Below are 16,472 nucleotides of genomic sequence, written 5' to 3'. Positions count from 1 at the left end.
CAATGGCCATCGCTCGTCCTTAATTTCTTATGGATGAGCGTTAAGTATAGGCTAACTGGCGCGGGCCATTTGTAACGCGCTGAGGATTGCTTCCACTACCGCATCAGGAGAGCGAGTGGCGTCCACAATGTGGCGGGCAACCTGCCGGTAGAGCCCTTCGCGAGCGGCGAGCACGTCAACGATTTCATCGGTAACGCCTTTCCCTGTGAGCGTTGGGCGTTGCCCTTCTTCCGGAGAGGCGGTCAGGCGTGAAGCCAGAACCTGCGCCGGGGCATGTAACCAAACGGGGATGCCGTTTTCCTGCATAAACTGCCGATTGCCCTCTGCCAGCACCATGCCACCACCGGTTGCCACCACGGTCGCCGGGGCCGTCACGCGCTGCAGCGCATCGGATTCACGAGCCCGAAACCCTTCCCAACCCTCTTCGGCCACAATCTCCGCCACGCTCTTGCCGGTGTGGTTCAGCAGAAAACTATCGGTATCGACAAAGGCGTAACCCAGCGTTCTCGCCAATGCCTGACCGACGGTCGTCTTACCACAGCCGCGAGCGCCGACTAAGAATAGGGGTTGAGTCATCAAAGATAATCCTCGGAAATGCGGGCCTGAGGCCACAAGGGGTAAAAGCAGGAAAACAGAATGCGATAATACCACTAAACTAGTACGCGACAAGTGTAAACCTATGATTACAAAAAATGAAACCTGTCGCTTAAAGCCCAGCTATAACGGCATTAACTGATGCGTAACAAGTGTAAACTAAATCCACCACCTGCTAACTGCGCCACAATACTTTAAACGCCAGGCCAATGACAACCCTTAATCTGAGATTCGGTAACACATTTATGGTTAGCTTTACGATTAAGGCGTTTCACCTACGCTGAATGTGATCCAGACTCGTTTTAAGATTTCATCATGACAGAGGTATGAACCATGCAAGCTGAAGAGCAGCGTCTTATTGACGGGCTTTTTGACCGTCTGAAACAGGCCGAAAGCCAAAGTGCCACCCGCGATGCGGCCGCCGAACAGCGGATTGCGCAACACCTCAGCCAGCAGCCGGGTGCCGCCTACTACATGACGCAGACGATCCTTATCCAGGAAGCGGCCATGAAGCAGCTGAATGGCAAAATTCAGGCCCTGGAAGCGCAGGTGAGCGAGCTGGAGCAGAAATCTCGCCAGCAGCAAAGCAGCGGCGGTTTCCTTGCCGGGTTGTTCGGCGGCGGCAGCAGCAGTAATAATACTGCGCGTGGCTCCGATCCGATTCCGGGTAGCCAGAACTATGGCACCTCTTCTGCGCCAGGCTACGGCGCGCCACAACAGGGCGGATATGGTGCACCACAGCAACAGGCTGCCCCGGCCAGCGCCCCACGTGCCGGAGGCGGGTTCTTATCTGGCGCGCTGCAAACCGCAGCGGGCGTAGCCGGTGGTGTCGTGGTGGCAGAAATGCTGACCAGCATGTTCCACCGCAGCCAGCCGGAAGAGATCGTCAATATTATCAATGAACCGGCGCCGACCTTCGACAACAGCTCATTCGACTCGGTCAACGACTACAGCCAGGTCGATGACCGTCAGTTCCAGAACCAGGGCGGCTGGCAGTCGCAGGACAATACCGATTACGGTAACGATGATTTTGGCGGCGACGATTACGGCGACGATTACGGCGACGACGACGACAGCTTTATCTAAGACTTTTGCGCCCGCGCGACCTTCAGCAGCCACTTTTCCAGCTCATTGGCAAACTGCTGGCGGTCGCGCTGGCTCAGGCTGTCCGGCCCGCCGGTTTGCACGCCGCTGGCGCGCAGAGTATCCATAAAGTCACGCATCGTCAGGCGTTCACGAATGGTTGCAGGGGTATAAAGCTCGCCCCGGGGATTCAGCGCCACCGCCCCTTTCTCCAGCACGTCTGCCGCCAGCGGAATATCGGCGGTGATAACCAAATCGTCTTTCTCGCAGCGACGCACTATTTCGTTATCCGCCACGTCAAATCCAGAGGCAACCTGCAGGCTGCGAATAAACCGCGACGGCGGCGTTTTCATCCCCTGATTAGCCACCAGCGTGACCATAACCTGAGCGCGATCTGCCGCGCGAAACAGCACCTCTTTGATGACTTTTGGACACGCATCGGCATCCACCCAAATTTGCATTATGGCTCCTGACTTTCGGTGGGAATGGGGGCGATTTTGCCGTGCTTTTGCCGAATGACAAAATTTATCTGTTTCCACCCCGGCCGTTCGCCGTTGCGTGCAAACATAGCCTAAGCGGTAAAAAGCGCGTTAAGAGATTGCTGACAAAGAGGGAAAAAGCGTGGTTTTTCCCTCTTTGTGGTTATCAGCCGAAAATCAATGAATTGATTTTCCAGTTTATTTTTATGGCGACACATTGCAGAATTTTATCCCCATTAGATTTGTCAGAAGTCTGGTTAAGCTATTACCATCAAATAACAAAACACATCACCATGGAGTCATGCTATGGACAAGAAAATAGGGTTTATTGGCTGCGGTAACATGGGCAAAGCCATACTCGGCGGCCTGATTTCCAGCGGCCTTGTGCCTGCCGGCAATATCTGGATCTACACCCCGTCGCCGGACAAAGTTCAGGCCCTGTGCGAAGAATACGGCATTAACCCGGCGCAGAGCGCGCAGGAAGTTGCGCAGATAGCCGACATCGTCTTTGGTGCCGTGAAGCCAAACATCATGCTTAAGGTGCTGAGTGAAGTTAACTCCGACCTGAACAAAGACACCGTGATTATCTCCATTGCCGCGGGTATCACTCTGGAAACCCTGGCCAAAGTGCTGGGCCATGACCGGAAAATTATCCGTGCAATGCCGAATACCCCTGCACTGGTGAACGCGGGCATGACGTCGGTCACGCCAAACGCGCTAGTCACGCCGGAAGACATTGCCGATGCGGTGAGCATTTTCCGCAGCTTTGGCCAGGCCGAAGTCGTAAGCGAAGCGATGATCCACCCGGTCGTGGGCGTCAGCGGATCTGCCCCGGCTTATGTATTTATGTTTATCGAAGCCATGGCCGATGCCGCCGTGCTGGGCGGTATGCCGCGCAAACAGGCCTATCAGTTTGCCGCTCAGGCGGTGATGGGCTCGGCGAAGATGGTGCTGGAAACCGGTACCCATCCGGGTGAGCTGAAAGACATGGTTTGTTCCCCTGCCGGCACCACCATTGAAGCGGTCAAAGTGCTGGAAGAGAAAGGTTTCCGCGCTGCCGTGATGGAAGCGATGGTGAAGTGTATGGCGAAGTCAGAGCTGCTCGGGAAGTCCTGATTTTGATATAGCCCCTCACCCTAACCCTTTCCCCGCGGGGGAGAGGGGATTAGATCGAGCATAAATCCCCTCATTAAAACCCAAAATAAAAGCCCTCTGCCGAGGGGAGAGGGCTCTGAATCGAGCATAAATCGACCGCCCCCCCCTCTCCCTCTCAGGAAGAGGGCCGGGGTGAGGGTCATTCAAAACAACTTATTTTTTCTTCAGGCAATTACTCATAAAGGTTTTTCTGGCGTCGCCCTTCAGCGATTGCTTCGCCGCGTCCGCATTACAGTCCTTCATTTTTTGTTGCTGAGGCGTCAGGGTTTTCCCCGCCGCGGCAGGCGCTTCCCCTTTGAGACAGCTGCTCATGTAGCTCTTACGCTGGTCCCCTTTCAGAGACTGCGAAGCCGCCTGCTGATTACAGGTCGTCATACGCTGCTGCTGCGGCGTCATCGTTTTATCCGCCGCCGTTGCTGACCCAACCAGCCCTACCAGTAACACCGCTAATAATGAAAATTTCATACCTTATTCCTTTTTTATTGTGACGTTTAAAGTCTGGCCTAAGGCAAAAAAAATGCGACGTTTCCGCCGCATTTTTTTCTTACCTGTTACGCAAGCTCACCTTTACTCCAGCGCCATCGCTGATTTCATGGTATAGAACAGGTCGGTCTGATCGGTCAGCCCCACCACATTGGCTGCATGTGGGCCATAGGCCGCCACGCGTAGCTGGGTGCCGGTGTGCTCCTGAGATTCACCCTCGGAGTTGCCGTAGCTGATGACCATCACCGCGCCATCTTTGGTGTTCAGCGCCTGAGTCAGTCCTGGGGCTTTGGTGTCCGGCGCCACAATCTGGCTGGAATGGGCGTGGTCTGCGGTGACAACAACCAGGGTATTGCCGTCTTTACGGGCAAACTCCAGCGCTTTTTGCACGGCTTCATCGAGATCGACCGTCTCGCCAATCTGCCCGCATGGGTTAGCGGCGTGATCCTGTTTATCAATAGAAGCGCCTTCGACCTGAAGGAAGAAGCCTTTCTCGTTTCCTTTCAGCAGGTCGATAGCTTTTTCGGTCATCTGCGCCAGGGTCGGCACGCTGCTGTCGCGCTTCGGATTAGGCGTACAGGTCACGGCTGGCTGATCGATATTCCCGTGGTAAGTGGCCTTCGGGCCTTCCCAACGCACAGGCATATTGCCGTCGGCGAACATACCGATCAGCGGTTTTTGCTGGTTAGCTTCTGTCACCGACGCAAGGCCGGCGGCGTTATCCACCCACTGATAGCCACGGGCATCGGCCTGCTCGCGCAGCGTTTTCCCGTTCCATTCACCGGCTTTTGCCGTTTCACTAAAGGTTTTTGCCCCACCACCAAGCGTCACGTCGGCGCGGGTATTCAGCAGTTGCTCGGTAATGGAGCCTTTGCCCCCGTTTTCCAGCGCGTTAGTGGCACATTTTTCGCTGGTGGCGCTTGGGCCATAGCATTTACGCCCCGTCACGTGGGAAACCAGCGCCGCTGGCGTGGCATCCTGAATTTCCGCCGTGGATACGTTGCCCGTCGCCTTACCGGCCGCCTTCGCCAGTTCGAGGATGGTGACGTGATCTTTCCCGTCAACGTCCACGCCCAGCGCACCGTTATAGGTTTTCACGCCGGTGCTCCACGCCGTGGCGGAAGCAGCAGAATCGGTGACGTAATCCGGCTTTTTCGTTTTCTTGTCTAAAGAATAATGGGTGTATTGCCCGGTCAGCGGTAAGGTATCAATTCCTTTAAAGAAACCACCAGCCCCTTCGGCATAGTTTCTGGCGGCGGTAATTTCCGAATCACCCATTCCGTCGCCAATCAGCAGAATAATGTTCTTCGCTGTTTTATTGTTGAGCGAGGCACGGATCGCTTCAGTTTGATCGCCTGTAATACGGCGAGCACCACCCGGCTGAGTTAAATCTCCCTGAGCGGCGCGATTTTCCAGAGGGGAAGAGGATGTTTCTTGTGATTTTGATGGGGCGCTGGCAAGCAGCAAAGGCAGCAGGCTGGCGATAATTACGCTCTGTTTCACTTTATTTTCTCCATGTAGTAACTACTGAATATAAATAAAAACAGAGCGAGTATAAAAATGACTTATGACACTAATATGACAGTAAATTTTGATTCAACTACGGGGATGGATAAGGAGCTTTTTTAAATATTGTCGGAGTAATTCGGTATCCTGGACCGGCACTGCCGTCTTTGGGGAGGCATCATCTAACGCCCCTTCAATGCTGGCAACCAGCGCCGAACGTTCTCCCTGTTCAAGGCGTCTCAATAAGGCTGTGACCACTATTTCCAGCGCTTCAACCTGAGCAACCAACTCTTTCGATTCTTCTTCCTTTTCGGCGAGCTTAACCAATAACTCAGCAATAAGATTTTTCATTTTCTCAGTCCCTGCGGGGTTAAGGCATGACGTTAACACTCAGATCCACCTGAGAGCAATATCTCAGGTTAAATATGTGCGTCACAGCAAATAGCAGCAATATTAAAATGATTCCGTCTGATAATAATCCCGACAACGAATTTTTTGCACCACAAAAAAAGAATAATGGAATATTATTCTCTAAATCTGTGGTAGCGACTAAATGAATAATAAGTCGAAATCAATCTTCATATTTTGCTCAATAATATCCCACACAGAGAAACTGGCTGGCGGCTAAGTGCTTTTACTGGCCAGCGCCTGGCGGGCATTCTTGCGCTTAAAAGCCACCGCCAGCTGCCAGACATTGAACAGCACAACCACGGCGGTTGCCGCAAAAACGTAACGAAAACCGGCCATTGCGGAAACCCCTGCCCCCATTAAAGGCCCGGCGACATTCCCCAAATACATAAACGACTGGTTATAACCGAAGATACGCCCGGTGACCTGGTCGCTGCAGTATTTGAGCAACAGCGTTTGCACCGCCGGTAACATTGCCCCGTCGGCAAAACCCAGCAAAAAGCGCAAGATGCCAAGCTGCATCGGCGAGGTGACAAAGGACATGGCAAGGAATAACACCACGGCGCAGCACAGCGTCGCCATCAAAATACGTTCAGTGCCAATCCGGTCGCCCAGTTTGCCCAATTTAGGTGCGGCAAAGAGCGCGGATATGCCCGGCAAGGCGGCGATAAACCCGCTCATAAACGCAATATTGTTGCTGTCCGGGGCCAGCTGTTTAATAAACAGCGCCAGAATCGGGCCAATCGAGCCGTTACAGAGCTGGATCACCAGCGTGGTGATAAACAGACTGAGGATCAGCCAGGGGTAAGGCAGCGTGGCGAAAACTTCTTTCCCGGTCAGGCGCTCATCTTTGCTGATTTTCGGGCGAGCGCCCTCTTTTATCAGCAGCAGCGTCACCAGGAAACTGACCATCAGCAGCCCCGCGGTGGCAAAGAATACCGGCCTTAGCCCAAGATGATCCGCCATAAAACCGCCGAGCAGCGGGCCCACAATCACACCGCTGATTTGCCCGGTTGAGAGCGTACTGATAGCCCAGCCACTGCGCTCGCGTGGCACCTGAGAGGCAATCAGCGCCATTGCATTAGGAATATAACCCGACGTTAACCCCATTACCGCGCGCAACAGGAACAGCTGCCAGACGTTGGTGGCAAAGGCCTGGAGAAGAATCGCCACCGCCATACCAAACGAGGCGCGAAGCAACATCAGCTTGCGCCCTTTGCGGTCGGCCAGGCTGCCCCACATCGGCGAAACGATAGCCGAAACCAAAAACGTGACGCTGAACGTCAGGCCGGACCAAAGGGAAAGGGCTTCGTGGGAAGTGACGCCAAGCTGCTCAACGTAGAGCGGAAGAAAAGGCAAAATTTGGCTGATCGCAAGGCCGGTAAAAAAACAGCCGAACCAGACCGAAATGAGATTGACCTTCCAGGACTCCATAGCGCGCTTTTTCAAAGGGGATGCAACCAGAATAGAACGATTTCTGGAAAGCTTATCACACTAATGAATATTGCCGTCAGCGCCCCGGCGCTGTCATTACGATCCAGACATGATTGCTTACTAAAGCACATATCCTGCCCGACCGGACAGGTTGTTGCAGGAACCACATGAATCCCCGGAATGAGCGTGCTATGTTGTCCTCTTTCGTAAAGTTTATGGGTGGATTAAAGGCATGGCAAAACTGCGGGTTGGTATCGTGTTTGGTGGAAAATCGGCAGAACACGAGGTGTCGCTGCAGTCGGCAAAAAATATCGTCGACGCCATTGATAAGTCGAAGTTTGATGTTGTGCTGCTGGGGATTGATAAACAGGGCCAGTGGCATATCAACGATGCGTCCAGCTACCTGCTGAACGCCAACAATCCGGCGCTTATCGCCCTGAACCGGTCAGAGAAAAACGTGGCGCTGGTCCCCGGCCAGACCGAACACCAGCTGATTGAAACCAGCACCGCAGAACAGCTTTCCCAAATTGACGTGATTTTCCCGATTGTGCACGGCACGCTGGGCGAAGACGGTTCCCTGCAGGGCATGCTCCGCGTCGCCAATCTGCCGTTCGTCGGCTCCGGCGTGCTGGGCTCAGCGGTCAGCATGGATAAAGACGTCGCCAAACGCCTGCTGCGCGATGCGGGCCTAAACGTGGCTCCGTTCATCACGCTAACCCGCGCTAACCGCGCCAAAATCAGCTTCGCCGAGGTTGAAAAACAGCTGGGTCTGCCGCTGTTTGTCAAGCCAGCCAACCAGGGTTCCTCCGTCGGCGTCAGCAAAGCCAGCACCGAAGAGCAATATCACGCGGCGGTGGCGTTAGCCTTTGAGTTTGACCATAAAGTGGTGGTTGAAACGGGCATTAAAGGCCGTGAAATCGAGTGCGCCGTGCTGGGGAATGATTACCCGCAGGCCAGCACCTGCGGCGAGATCGTGGTGAACAGCGAGTTCTATTCGTACGACACCAAGTACATTGATGAGCAGGCGGCACAGGTTGTCGTTCCGGCGGCGCTCGACGCCGACGTTAACGACAAAATCCGTAAAATTGCGGTTCGTGCCTATCAGGCGCTGGAGTGCAGCGGCATGGCCCGCGTCGACGTGTTCCTGACGGAAACTAACGACGTGATCATCAATGAGATCAACACGCTGCCGGGCTTTACCAACATCAGCATGTATCCCAAGCTGTGGCAGGCCAGCGGTATCAGCTACCAGGAGTTGATAACCCGCCTGATTGAGCTTGCCCTTGAGCGCCACCAGCAGGATTGCGCGCTGAAAAGCTCGATCACTTCGTAATCCTTAAGGCTCCGCCGTGTCCGACTCTTCCCGGGGACGGCGGATAATAAAGCCCGCAAGCCAAAAACCGATCGCCCAGCTCACCAGCCCCACCGCATAGCTCTGCCAGCCCTTCGTTTCCAGGCCCAGCAGGCCGACCACGCCATTCAGAATAAAAATCAACCCAATCGCCACCGCATAGTAGTGCCAGTCCCGACGCATTTTCAGGGTTAACATAGCCGCCTCACGCATTCAAAAATAAGCCTGCTGGCATTGTCGCACATCGGCGGCAGAGAAACGCGCGGTTGCCACGCACTCCGCTAGCATAATGTTAACGAGATTTACCTTAGGTTACGAAAATGTGAACTTGAGCAAAAAATGCAAATCCAGGAGGATTCTGGCCTCCAAATTACCAGCAATCTGATATTGACAACGCTTATCACCTGCCAAAATTCACGCCATGAGATGCCACACATTCGGTTCAGATTGCGTTTTTACGGGAGGTCGTGATGCCTGATATTTCATTGTCGAAAGCCGTTATTCCGGCTACTCGGGTCATAATGACAGCAAAATCAGAAAGATCGGTGCCGGGCAATATCGCCTATGCGCTGTTCGTTCTCTTTTGCTTCTGGGTGGCCACCCAAATGCTGAATCTTATTGTGCAGGCGCCCGGCCTGCTGGAATACCTGGCGCAAGGCAACGATGCCAGCCGCCCGCGCATTGAGATGGGCCTGGCAGTCAGCACCGTGTTCGGGCTGATTCCCTTCCTGCTTGGCGCTGTCGCTATCGGCATTGTCGCCCTGACGATACGCCTGAGAAACCGCCGTCACTCCGCCTGGTATTACTGATCAAAAAGGCGGAAGCTTTGCCGCTTCCGCCCGCCATCGTCACCTCTGCATACAGCTTGCCCGCCTGTCGTCCACGCGTTTTGCAAACCAGGCCGTGGTCAAATTACGGGTGATTTTAGGGCTTTCAAGCACGATCCCCGGCAGCACTTCTCTGGCCAGCGGCTGCCCCGCTTTTTTCTCCGCTATCGCAAAGACCTGCTTGTAAAGACTGGTTTTTTCAAACCCAATGCTGTCGCCTTTTTGTAGCGCCCGGCGGATTTCGCTGTCGCTCATATCCAGCTGTTTCGACAGCTTACGTACCGCCATTTCGGTGCTGCTCGGTTTATCGCTGGTGTAAAGGATCAGATCCCCGTCCAGCGCCAGCTTCACGCCCGTCGCCTTACTCACTGCGCTCTGGAAAGCCGCATTGCGGCTGGCGTACCAGCCCGCGTTGTAGTCGGCGAAGCGATAAAGCGGTTTCGTATAGTTAGCCGGGTAATTCAGCAAGTGGTAAGTCCCGAACCAAAGCCCACCGCGGCGGGTGAAAACTTCCTGCCTCACCGTCCCCTCTATTTTCCACGGGTAGCCATCGGTATGTTTCTCGGCAAACGCCACGCTGACCTGCATCGTGCCGCCGGTGCGTACCGGGTTAAAGCTGCCGAACAGCTTTTGCCCCATCGGCACCATCGTCAGGAAATCATCGAAAATAGCGCTGAGCTGCCCTTCGGTTTTGACGTTATCCAGCCGCTCGCTATAGCTTTTGCCGTTGGGGGAGTTAATGCGCAGCGCGGTGTGCACCAGCAGCGGCGGGATGTGCATTTTTTCCGCGCGGCGGTCGATCTCTTTCCAGGCAATTTTATTCAACCCCGGCACCGCCGGATCGGCCTGCAAATTAGACTCCTGCAGCGCCACCGCCAGCACCGAACAGATATTCTCTTCGCTCTGCTCGAGGTTCTGGCTTTTCAGGGTCGTCAGCAGATCTTTTGCCAGCCCCGCGCGATCCTTCACCCCGTCAGGGATTTTGCGCTGGGCCAGGGTTTCGATATCTACCGGTTTTGCCGCCGTTGTCGTGGTACCCGGCGTTGTGGTTTTAGTTGTACAGCCGGCCAGCACAAGCAGCGCCAGCAGCCCCGGCACGGCAAGCCGCCGGGCCGGAGAGAGATAACCCACCATGTTAATATCCTTTCCCTTTCATCATCAACCGCACCACCCTGCCTGTTTTTCAGTTTGTGCGCTACTGGAAATCACCGATTGACAACTAGATGCCTGGTCAGTAATTTCATTTGCAACTACTGACCAGGCAAATACCATGAGTAATACTACGGGTAATCCCTATTCCAAACTGCACCTTGGCCTGCTGATTCACCTGTCGAACCAGTTCAAAGACCAGCTCATCACCCAGTACTTTTCGCCGATGGGCATCACCGGTGCGCAATTTAAAGTCTTGATAAGCATCTTTAAGGGCTTTAACAGCCCGGTAGAAGTCAGCAAAAACCTGGTGATGGATACCGGCGCCATGAGCCGCATGCTTGAACGAATGGTGAAGCGAGATCTGATCGTGCGAAACGTGAATCCCGAAGATAAACGCCAGGTCATTCTGGCGCTGACTGAGAAAGGGCAAGAGCTGTGCGAAGCTTTCCATAACGATGCGCTGGCGTCGATCATCGGCACCCTTACCGAGCGCCTGACGCCTGAAGAAGCAAAGCAGCTCAATGAACTGCTGATCAAAATGCTGCCGGATGAGATCACCGAGCGCCACCTCTAAGCTTTCTGATTAAGGCCACATAAAAATGCAAACCTCTACCGAGCAGGTTGAACGCGCGCCGAGCAAGCGCAAGCGTAACTTCGCCATTTTTCTCATTATCCTGCTGCTGATAGGCGCCGGCTGCGTGGCGTGGTACATGCTTTACGCGCGCTACTACGAAACCACCGACGACGCCTACGTCAACGGCAACCAGGTCACGCTGACGCCGCAAATCGGCGGCACGGTAACGCAGGTCAGCGTCGATGAAGGAGACTACGTCGAAAAAGGGCAGCCGCTGGTACAGCTCGACCCAAGCGACACCGAAATCGCGCTCCAGCAGGCAGAAGCCAACCTTGCGAATACCGTGCGTCAGGTACGTGGACTTTACAGCACCGCGGATAACTACCGGGCTCAGGTCGCCGCGAAGCAGGTGGCACTGCAAACGGCACAGAGCGACTACGCTCGCCGCCAGAAGATTTTTGCCACCGGGGCTATCGCCGCTGAAGACCTGTCCCATTACCGCGATGCCGTGACCAGCGCGCAAAGCGATCTCACCGCTGCCCAGCAGGCATTGCGTACTAATTTAGCGATGGTGGATGACACGGTTATCGACAGCCATCCGGAAATTAAAAGCGCCGTAGCCACGCTGCGCCAGCGCTTCCTCGATAACGCCCGCAGCACCATCGTTGCGCCGGTGAGCGGCTTTGTCGCTAAACGCGCCGTTCAGCTGGGAATGCGCGTTGATTCCGGCACCACCCTGCTGGCGATTGTGCCGCTGGACCAGGTCTGGGTTGACGCCAACTTCAAAGAGAGCCAGATGCAGGACATGCGCCTGGGGCAGAAGGTAACGCTCACCGCCGATCTCTATGGGGACGACGTGGAGTATCACGGCACCATTGAAAGCCTCGGCATCGGCACCGGCAGCGCCTTCTCGCTGTTACCGGCCCAGAACGCCAGCGGGAACTGGATCAAAATCGTTCAGCGTCTGCCGGTGCGCATCACGCTTGATCCGCACGACATGCAGAAACACCCGCTGCGGGTAGGCCTGTCGATGTTCGCTCGCGTTGATATTCGCAATGCAGACGGCCACCTGCTGCCGCAAAAAACCGTCGCCGCGCCGCGCTTCACCACCGACGTTTACCAGAACGCGCTGGACGAAGCCGACCAACTTGTCACCAAAATCCTTCATGACAACAGCCAGCCGGTAGCGTCAGCCAACCGCTAAGAGAGACGTTATGCAAGATAAGGCGGCGTTTACGCCCCCCAGCCTGCTGCTGGCGACGATCGCGCTGTCGCTGGCGACGTTTATGCAGGTGCTGGACTCCACCATCGCTAACGTGGCGCTGCCGACGATCGCCGGTAACCTCGGCGTCAGCGCCGACCAGGGCACCTGGGTTATCACCTCGTTCGCGGTGTGTAACGCCATTGCCCTGCCGCTGACCGGCTGGTTTACCCGCCGGTTCGGGCAGCTCAAGCTGTTTGTGGGTTCTGTGGCGCTGTTCACCCTCACCTCGTTCCTGTGCGGCTTTGCCCACAGCATGACCGAGCTGATTATCTTCCGCGCGCTGCAGGGCTTTTTCGCCGGGCCAATGTTCCCGATGTGTCAGACGCTGTTGCTGATTATCTTCCCGTCCAGCAAGCGAAGTATGGCGCTGGCGCTGCTGTCGATGGTGACGGTTGTCGCGCCGATTGTCGGGCCGATCACCGGCGGCTGGATCACCGATAACTATTCCTGGCCGTGGATCTTCTACATCAACGTGCCGATCGGGATCTTTGCCGCCATCGTGGTCTGGACGCAGCTGCGCGAGCGTGAAGAAACGACCACTATAGCCCCTATCGACTACATCGGGATTGCGCTGCTGGTGCTGGGCGTGGGGCTGCTTCAGGTGGTGCTGGATAAGGGGAACGATCTCGACTGGTTCGCCTCGCCGGAGATCATCACCATGTCGGTTATCTCCGCGGTTTCACTGGTGTCGTTTGTCATTTGGGAGCTTGGCGAGCGTCACCCAATAGTCAACCTGAGGCTGTTCGCCGACCGCAACTTCGCCATCGGCACGCTGTCGCTGACGCTGGGCTACGCGGCGTTCTTCGCCATCAACATTATTCTGCCGCAGTGGCTGCAAACCCAGATGGGCTACACCGCCATCTGGGCCGGGCTGGCCGCCGCGCCGATGGGTGTGTTACCGCTGTTGCTGACGCCGATTGTCGGGCGCTACGCCAATAAGGTTGATATGCGCCTGCTGGCCACGCTGTCGTTCCTGACCATGGGCGCTTCGTGCCTGCTACGCGCGCAGTTTAATACCAACGTGGATTTCCGCACCATCGCCGAAGTGCAGCTGTTTATGGGGATTGGCGTGGCGTTCTTCTTCATGCCGATCACCACCATTGTGCTGTCGAACCTGCACGGCGTTGAGGTCGCGGAAGGCTCCGGGCTGGCAACCTTCTTCCGCGTGCTTGGCGGGTCGTTTGCTTCGTCCCTGACCACCTGGATTTGGTCGCGCCGCGAAGTTTATCATCATGCCAACCTGACGGAGAGCGTCTCAGCCTACAATCCGTCGGCGGTGGATTACCTGCACAAAATGGGCGGCGCCACGCAGCAGCACCTGGCCGTGGTGGATAAAACCATTGAGCAGCAGGCCTATATGATGTCGACCATCGACTACTTCTGGCTGCTGGGCTGGGGCTTTATGGCGCTGATTGTCGTGATTTGGTTTGCCCGTCCGCCGTTTATAAGGGCTGGAGCGCCGGGTGCCCCTTCCGCAGGGCATTGATCAGAAAGAACCAGTAAAAAGGGATGGCATTACGCCATCCCTTTACGGTTGCTGACGAAGAGGGAAAAAGCGTGGTTTTTCCCTCTTCGTGGTTATCAGCCGAAAATCAATGAATTGATTTTCCTGATTTTTTAAAAAGCTGCCTGGTATTTCTTCTGCCCACAGTGCTTACCACCAGTCTGAAAGGGATGGCATTACGCCATCCCTTTTCTTTTCGCCTCAGACGGCTTCTTCGGTGCCCGGCACCGGCACATCCTGCAGCGTTCGCTCGAAGCTGCGCAGACGTTTGTAGATAGACATCAATTCAACCAGCGTAGTCCAGGAACTGATCAAGTACTGGAACGAGCCGCGCACCTGGCCAAAAGCGTTGGTGATCTGCTGCATCAGCCCCAGGGTAATCGCGCCTGCGGCAATAGAAGGGAACAGCAGGAAAAGACCAAACACGTTGTCTATCTGCAGATAAAGAATCCGCACAATATTAAAGTAGGTGTAGTGGAAGTAGAGACGGAAATAGTTATGCCGCACGTCGCCAAACAGCGCTTTAACCGTTGGCGGCGTAGCACGGCTGCCGTCGTCTTCCCCGTAAACCAGCTCTTTACGGTAGGCGGCCTCAACTTTTTGGTTATTAAACTGCAGCCCCGGCAGCTTTATCCCGACCGCGGCCAGCAGGCCGGTGCCCATTAGCGACCAGATAATCGCCGCAATCACCAGGCCATAAGGCACCGCCCCGACAATCGGCAATTCTTTCACGTGTGGAGACAGCGCGACAAGAATCGGCAGGAAAGCAATCAGCGTCATCACCGACTGCAGCAGGCTCACGCCCATATCCTCAAGCGTTGAGGCAAAGCGCATGGTGTCTTCCTGCACACGCTGGGCAGCCCCTTCGATATGGCGCAGCTTCTGCCAGTGCTCCATATAGTAGTCGTTCATCGCCGTGCGCCAGCGAAACACATAATGGCTGATAAAGAAGCTGTTCAGCACGCCGACGGTGACATAAATCAGCGCGATACCAAGAAACACGCCGGTTTCGCTATAGAATCGCTGCAGCGGGACTTTATTCGGGGACGCTAACGCGGTTTGGATAAGGTCAAAGAACGGTGCATACCAGGCGTTGATCGCCACGCCCAGTTCGACCATAAACCAGGTCACAAAGACGATAAGCGAAGAGCCGAGAATCGACCAGCGCTGCCACGGATGCGGACTCACCAGTGCCCATACACCGGCAAAAAGGCCCACACTGACAGCATAAAAAGCATAAAAAACAAATGCTTTTAACGTCCAAAAACGTGCCGCACTGATCGGTATTTGCTGGCTGGCACCCGCAAGGTTTTCCAACCACAGGCCGCCGCCGGCCTGCCAAAATATGACTGCGAGTAGTCCCCATATTGCCGCCGAAAGAAAAAACAGCTTCGGCGACGGGAAGAAAGATTTGAACATGACAACACTCCTGGGACGACTTTTTGTTGTTATATCTGCTGGTTATAGCGAACGTTCTACGATAATGCTTGCAGAATGTTGTATCAAGGAGTGAGAGAGGCTTACATAAGCTAGCGCCAGCCTTTGAGAATGGCCTCGGCCGTTCTTATGCGGGGGACAGGAGACCATTGTGCCCCTTCTCCGCCACCACAAGGCCGGGTTCAGGCCTGCCAACGCACTTCAAAAACGTGGCACGCCTGCCTGAAAATTAAATCGTGTAAAGCCTGGCGTGGCCAAAAGGCCGGGTTTTAAAACGGCGATGCAGCCACAGATACTGCTCCGGCGCGCGCATAATTTCGTGCTCAATTTTACGGTTCACATAGGCTGCGGCGGCCTGCTCATCTTCGCCGGGATAATCACAGAACTCCGGCTCGATGACCAGTTGGTAGCCCGTCCCACAGGGCTTGCGGATCAAAACCGTGGTCAGAATGGCGGGTTTTGCCAGACGGGCAATAGTAAAGGTACCGTTGGTTGTCGCGGCCTGTTGAACCGCGAAGAAAGGCGCAAAAGAACTGCCTTTCGGACCATAGTCCTGATCCGGGGCGAACCACACCGCCTCGCCGGATTTCAGCGCTTTCACCATTCCCTTCAGGTTACGCCTGTCGAGCATCGCTTTGTTGGAGCGCGAGCGCCCACGGGTTTGCACATATTCCATGACTTTGTTGTTGTGCGGCCGGTACATCGCCATCATCGGGCGACACAACCCCATGACGCGCCCGCCCAGTTCCAGCGACATAAAATGCACGCCGATCACCATCACGCCTTTGCCTTTGTCGCAGGCGGCATTGATGTGCTCCAGGCCACGAACATCAAACCATTTTTGCACTCTCTCATCCGGCCAGAACCAGGCCATACCGGTTTCAATCAGTCCCATGCCGAGGGAGGCAAAGTTTTGCAGCACGGTGGCCTCAACCTGCGCTTCGCTGTAGTGCGGGAAGCAAAGGTGAAGATTCTGGCGGGCAATGGTGACCCGGCGCTTGAGAAAATGCATCGAGAAACGGCCAATCAGGTCGCCCATTTTCATCAATGCCGGGTACGGAAGCTGAACCCACAGCCAAAGCACACCCAGCCCAAACCAGGTCAGCCAATAGCGAGGATGCAGGAGGCACTTATAAAACAGCGGTTTAGTAGACATATTCACTTCTTTAATGCGAGGGGATAATGTATCGCATAAAGAATTGAATCAATCGCGGTACGCCT

General features: G+C 55.2%; 17 protein-coding genes. 7 read left to right on the top strand and 10 right to left on the bottom strand.

Annotated elements, in window-relative coordinates; all coding sequences use genetic code 11:
* Window positions 1-51: 51 nt before the first annotated feature.
* The gene (gene aroL, locus WFK85_RS16340; protein WP_008454483.1) at window positions 52-576 is read right to left on the bottom strand and encodes a shikimate kinase AroL; all 525 of its coding nucleotides are present in this window, start codon (window positions 574-576) and stop codon (window positions 52-54) included.
* A gap of 351 nt (window positions 577-927) precedes the next feature.
* On the opposite strand from aroL, the gene WFK85_RS16335 reads away from it, so the two are divergent.
* Window positions 928-1,680, top strand: coding sequence for a DUF2076 family protein (locus WFK85_RS16335; RefSeq protein WP_166994377.1), 753 nt, complete (start codon window positions 928-930; stop codon window positions 1,678-1,680).
* Here the strand turns inward: WFK85_RS16335 and WFK85_RS16330 are convergent.
* On the bottom strand, window positions 1,677-2,138 hold the full coding sequence (locus WFK85_RS16330; RefSeq protein WP_008454481.1) for a YaiI/YqxD family protein: 462 nt from the start codon (window positions 2,136-2,138) through the stop codon (window positions 1,677-1,679). The genes WFK85_RS16335 and WFK85_RS16330 overlap by 4 nt on opposite strands.
* A gap of 324 nt (window positions 2,139-2,462) precedes the next feature.
* Between WFK85_RS16330 and proC the strand changes: the two genes are divergently transcribed.
* Window positions 2,463-3,272 carry a pyrroline-5-carboxylate reductase gene (gene proC, locus WFK85_RS16325; RefSeq protein WP_336708931.1) on the top strand — a complete coding sequence of 270 codons (810 nt, stop codon included), beginning with the start codon at window positions 2,463-2,465 and terminating at the stop codon, window positions 3,270-3,272.
* Window positions 3,273-3,464: 192 nt separating this feature from the next.
* Here proC and WFK85_RS16320 read toward each other — a convergent pair whose 3' ends face one another.
* The 4 genes from WFK85_RS16320 to WFK85_RS16305 all read right to left on the bottom strand — a co-directional run bounded on the left by WFK85_RS16320 (window position 3,465) and on the right by WFK85_RS16305 (window position 7,142).
* Window positions 3,465-3,776, bottom strand: a complete 312-nt coding sequence (locus WFK85_RS16320; RefSeq protein WP_008454479.1) for a PsiF family protein — start codon at window positions 3,774-3,776, stop codon at window positions 3,465-3,467.
* Window positions 3,777-3,878: 102 nt separating this feature from the next.
* Entirely contained in the window at window positions 3,879-5,297 is a 1,419-nt protein-coding gene (gene phoA / locus WFK85_RS16315) for an alkaline phosphatase (RefSeq protein ID WP_336708930.1), read from the bottom strand.
* Window positions 5,298-5,390: 93 nt separating this feature from the next.
* Window positions 5,391-5,651: an anti-adapter protein IraP gene (iraP, locus tag WFK85_RS16310; RefSeq protein ID WP_038475168.1), complete on the bottom strand. Its 261-nt coding sequence runs from the start codon at window positions 5,649-5,651 to the stop codon at window positions 5,391-5,393.
* 273 nt (window positions 5,652-5,924) lie between these two features.
* Window positions 5,925-7,142 carry an MFS transporter gene (locus tag WFK85_RS16305; RefSeq protein ID WP_166994373.1) on the bottom strand — a complete coding sequence of 406 codons (1,218 nt, stop codon included), beginning with the start codon at window positions 7,140-7,142 and terminating at the stop codon, window positions 5,925-5,927.
* 232 nt (window positions 7,143-7,374) lie between these two features.
* On the opposite strand from WFK85_RS16305, the gene ddlA reads away from it, so the two are divergent.
* Window positions 7,375-8,475, top strand: a complete 1,101-nt coding sequence (gene ddlA, locus WFK85_RS16300; RefSeq protein WP_008454473.1) for a D-alanine--D-alanine ligase — start codon at window positions 7,375-7,377, stop codon at window positions 8,473-8,475.
* A 3-nt stretch (window positions 8,476-8,478) separates the two neighbouring features.
* Here the strand turns inward: ddlA and WFK85_RS16295 are convergent, their stop codons facing one another.
* Window positions 8,479-8,691 carry a DUF2754 family protein gene (locus WFK85_RS16295; protein ID WP_336708929.1) on the bottom strand — a complete coding sequence of 71 codons (213 nt, stop codon included), beginning with the start codon at window positions 8,689-8,691 and terminating at the stop codon, window positions 8,479-8,481.
* Between the two features lie 272 nt (window positions 8,692-8,963).
* Here WFK85_RS16295 and WFK85_RS16290 point away from each other — a divergent pair, with 272 nt between their 5' ends.
* Window positions 8,964-9,302, top strand: coding sequence for a DUF2755 family protein (locus tag WFK85_RS16290; protein WP_039296508.1), 339 nt, complete (start codon window positions 8,964-8,966; stop codon window positions 9,300-9,302).
* A gap of 39 nt (window positions 9,303-9,341) precedes the next feature.
* Here the strand turns inward: WFK85_RS16290 and WFK85_RS16285 are convergent, their stop codons facing one another.
* Window positions 9,342-10,454 carry a DUF1615 family protein gene (locus WFK85_RS16285; RefSeq protein WP_166994371.1) on the bottom strand — a complete coding sequence of 371 codons (1,113 nt, stop codon included), beginning with the start codon at window positions 10,452-10,454 and terminating at the stop codon, window positions 9,342-9,344.
* Window positions 10,455-10,590: 136 nt separating this feature from the next.
* Here WFK85_RS16285 and WFK85_RS16280 point away from each other — a divergent pair, with 136 nt between their 5' ends.
* Genes WFK85_RS16280 through WFK85_RS16270 form a run of 3 tightly spaced genes read left to right on the top strand, consistent with a single transcriptional unit; the run spans window position 10,591 to window position 13,796 of the window.
* Window positions 10,591-11,046 (top strand): transcriptional regulator, SarA/Rot family, encoded by a 456-nt coding sequence (locus WFK85_RS16280; RefSeq protein ID WP_336708928.1) that lies wholly within the window; start codon window positions 10,591-10,593, stop codon window positions 11,044-11,046.
* 25 nt (window positions 11,047-11,071) lie between these two features.
* Window positions 11,072-12,250: an HlyD family efflux transporter periplasmic adaptor subunit gene (locus tag WFK85_RS16275; RefSeq protein WP_008454462.1), complete on the top strand. Its 1,179-nt coding sequence runs from the start codon at window positions 11,072-11,074 to the stop codon at window positions 12,248-12,250.
* 10 nt (window positions 12,251-12,260) lie between these two features.
* The gene (locus WFK85_RS16270; protein WP_008454459.1) at window positions 12,261-13,796 is read left to right on the top strand and encodes a DHA2 family efflux MFS transporter permease subunit; all 1,536 of its coding nucleotides are present in this window, start codon (window positions 12,261-12,263) and stop codon (window positions 13,794-13,796) included.
* A gap of 219 nt (window positions 13,797-14,015) precedes the next feature.
* Here the strand turns inward: WFK85_RS16270 and sbmA are convergent, their stop codons facing one another.
* Window positions 14,016-15,233: a peptide antibiotic transporter SbmA gene (gene sbmA, locus WFK85_RS16265; protein WP_008454456.1), complete on the bottom strand. Its 1,218-nt coding sequence runs from the start codon at window positions 15,231-15,233 to the stop codon at window positions 14,016-14,018.
* 247 nt (window positions 15,234-15,480) lie between these two features.
* Window positions 15,481-16,407 carry a kdo(2)-lipid IV(A) palmitoleoyltransferase gene (lpxP, locus tag WFK85_RS16260; protein WP_166994369.1) on the bottom strand — a complete coding sequence of 309 codons (927 nt, stop codon included), beginning with the start codon at window positions 16,405-16,407 and terminating at the stop codon, window positions 15,481-15,483.
* Window positions 16,408-16,472 lie beyond the last annotated feature (65 nt).

It is taken from the genome of Cedecea sp. VD22 (genome assembly GCF_037150195.1).
Classification (GTDB): Bacteria; Pseudomonadota; Gammaproteobacteria; order Enterobacterales; family Enterobacteriaceae; genus Cedecea.
This window is presented reverse-complemented; position numbering and strand designations above follow the sequence as displayed.

Coding starts and splice junctions, on each gene's coding strand:
- aroL (WP_008454483.1), bottom strand. CDS start 576: ATGACTCAACCCCTATTCTTAGTCGGCGCTCGCGGCTGTGGTAAGACG.
- WFK85_RS16335 (WP_166994377.1), top strand. CDS start 928: ATGCAAGCTGAAGAGCAGCGTCTTATTGACGGGCTTTTTGACCGTCTG.
- WFK85_RS16330 (WP_008454481.1), bottom strand. CDS start 2,138: ATGCAAATTTGGGTGGATGCCGATGCGTGTCCAAAAGTCATCAAAGAG.
- proC (WP_336708931.1), top strand. CDS start 2,463: ATGGACAAGAAAATAGGGTTTATTGGCTGCGGTAACATGGGCAAAGCC.
- WFK85_RS16320 (WP_008454479.1), bottom strand. CDS start 3,776: ATGAAATTTTCATTATTAGCGGTGTTACTGGTAGGGCTGGTTGGGTCA.
- iraP (WP_038475168.1), bottom strand. CDS start 5,651: ATGAAAAATCTTATTGCTGAGTTATTGGTTAAGCTCGCCGAAAAGGAA.
- WFK85_RS16305 (WP_166994373.1), bottom strand. CDS start 7,142: ATGGAGTCCTGGAAGGTCAATCTCATTTCGGTCTGGTTCGGCTGTTTT.
- ddlA (WP_008454473.1), top strand. CDS start 7,375: ATGGCAAAACTGCGGGTTGGTATCGTGTTTGGTGGAAAATCGGCAGAA.
- WFK85_RS16295 (WP_336708929.1), bottom strand. CDS start 8,691: ATGTTAACCCTGAAAATGCGTCGGGACTGGCACTACTATGCGGTGGCG.
- WFK85_RS16290 (WP_039296508.1), top strand. CDS start 8,964: ATGCCTGATATTTCATTGTCGAAAGCCGTTATTCCGGCTACTCGGGTC.
- WFK85_RS16285 (WP_166994371.1), bottom strand. CDS start 10,454: ATGGTGGGTTATCTCTCTCCGGCCCGGCGGCTTGCCGTGCCGGGGCTG.
- WFK85_RS16280 (WP_336708928.1), top strand. CDS start 10,591: ATGAGTAATACTACGGGTAATCCCTATTCCAAACTGCACCTTGGCCTG.
- WFK85_RS16275 (WP_008454462.1), top strand. CDS start 11,072: ATGCAAACCTCTACCGAGCAGGTTGAACGCGCGCCGAGCAAGCGCAAG.
- WFK85_RS16270 (WP_008454459.1), top strand. CDS start 12,261: ATGCAAGATAAGGCGGCGTTTACGCCCCCCAGCCTGCTGCTGGCGACG.
- sbmA (WP_008454456.1), bottom strand. CDS start 15,233: ATGTTCAAATCTTTCTTCCCGTCGCCGAAGCTGTTTTTTCTTTCGGCG.
- lpxP (WP_166994369.1), bottom strand. CDS start 16,407: ATGTCTACTAAACCGCTGTTTTATAAGTGCCTCCTGCATCCTCGCTAT.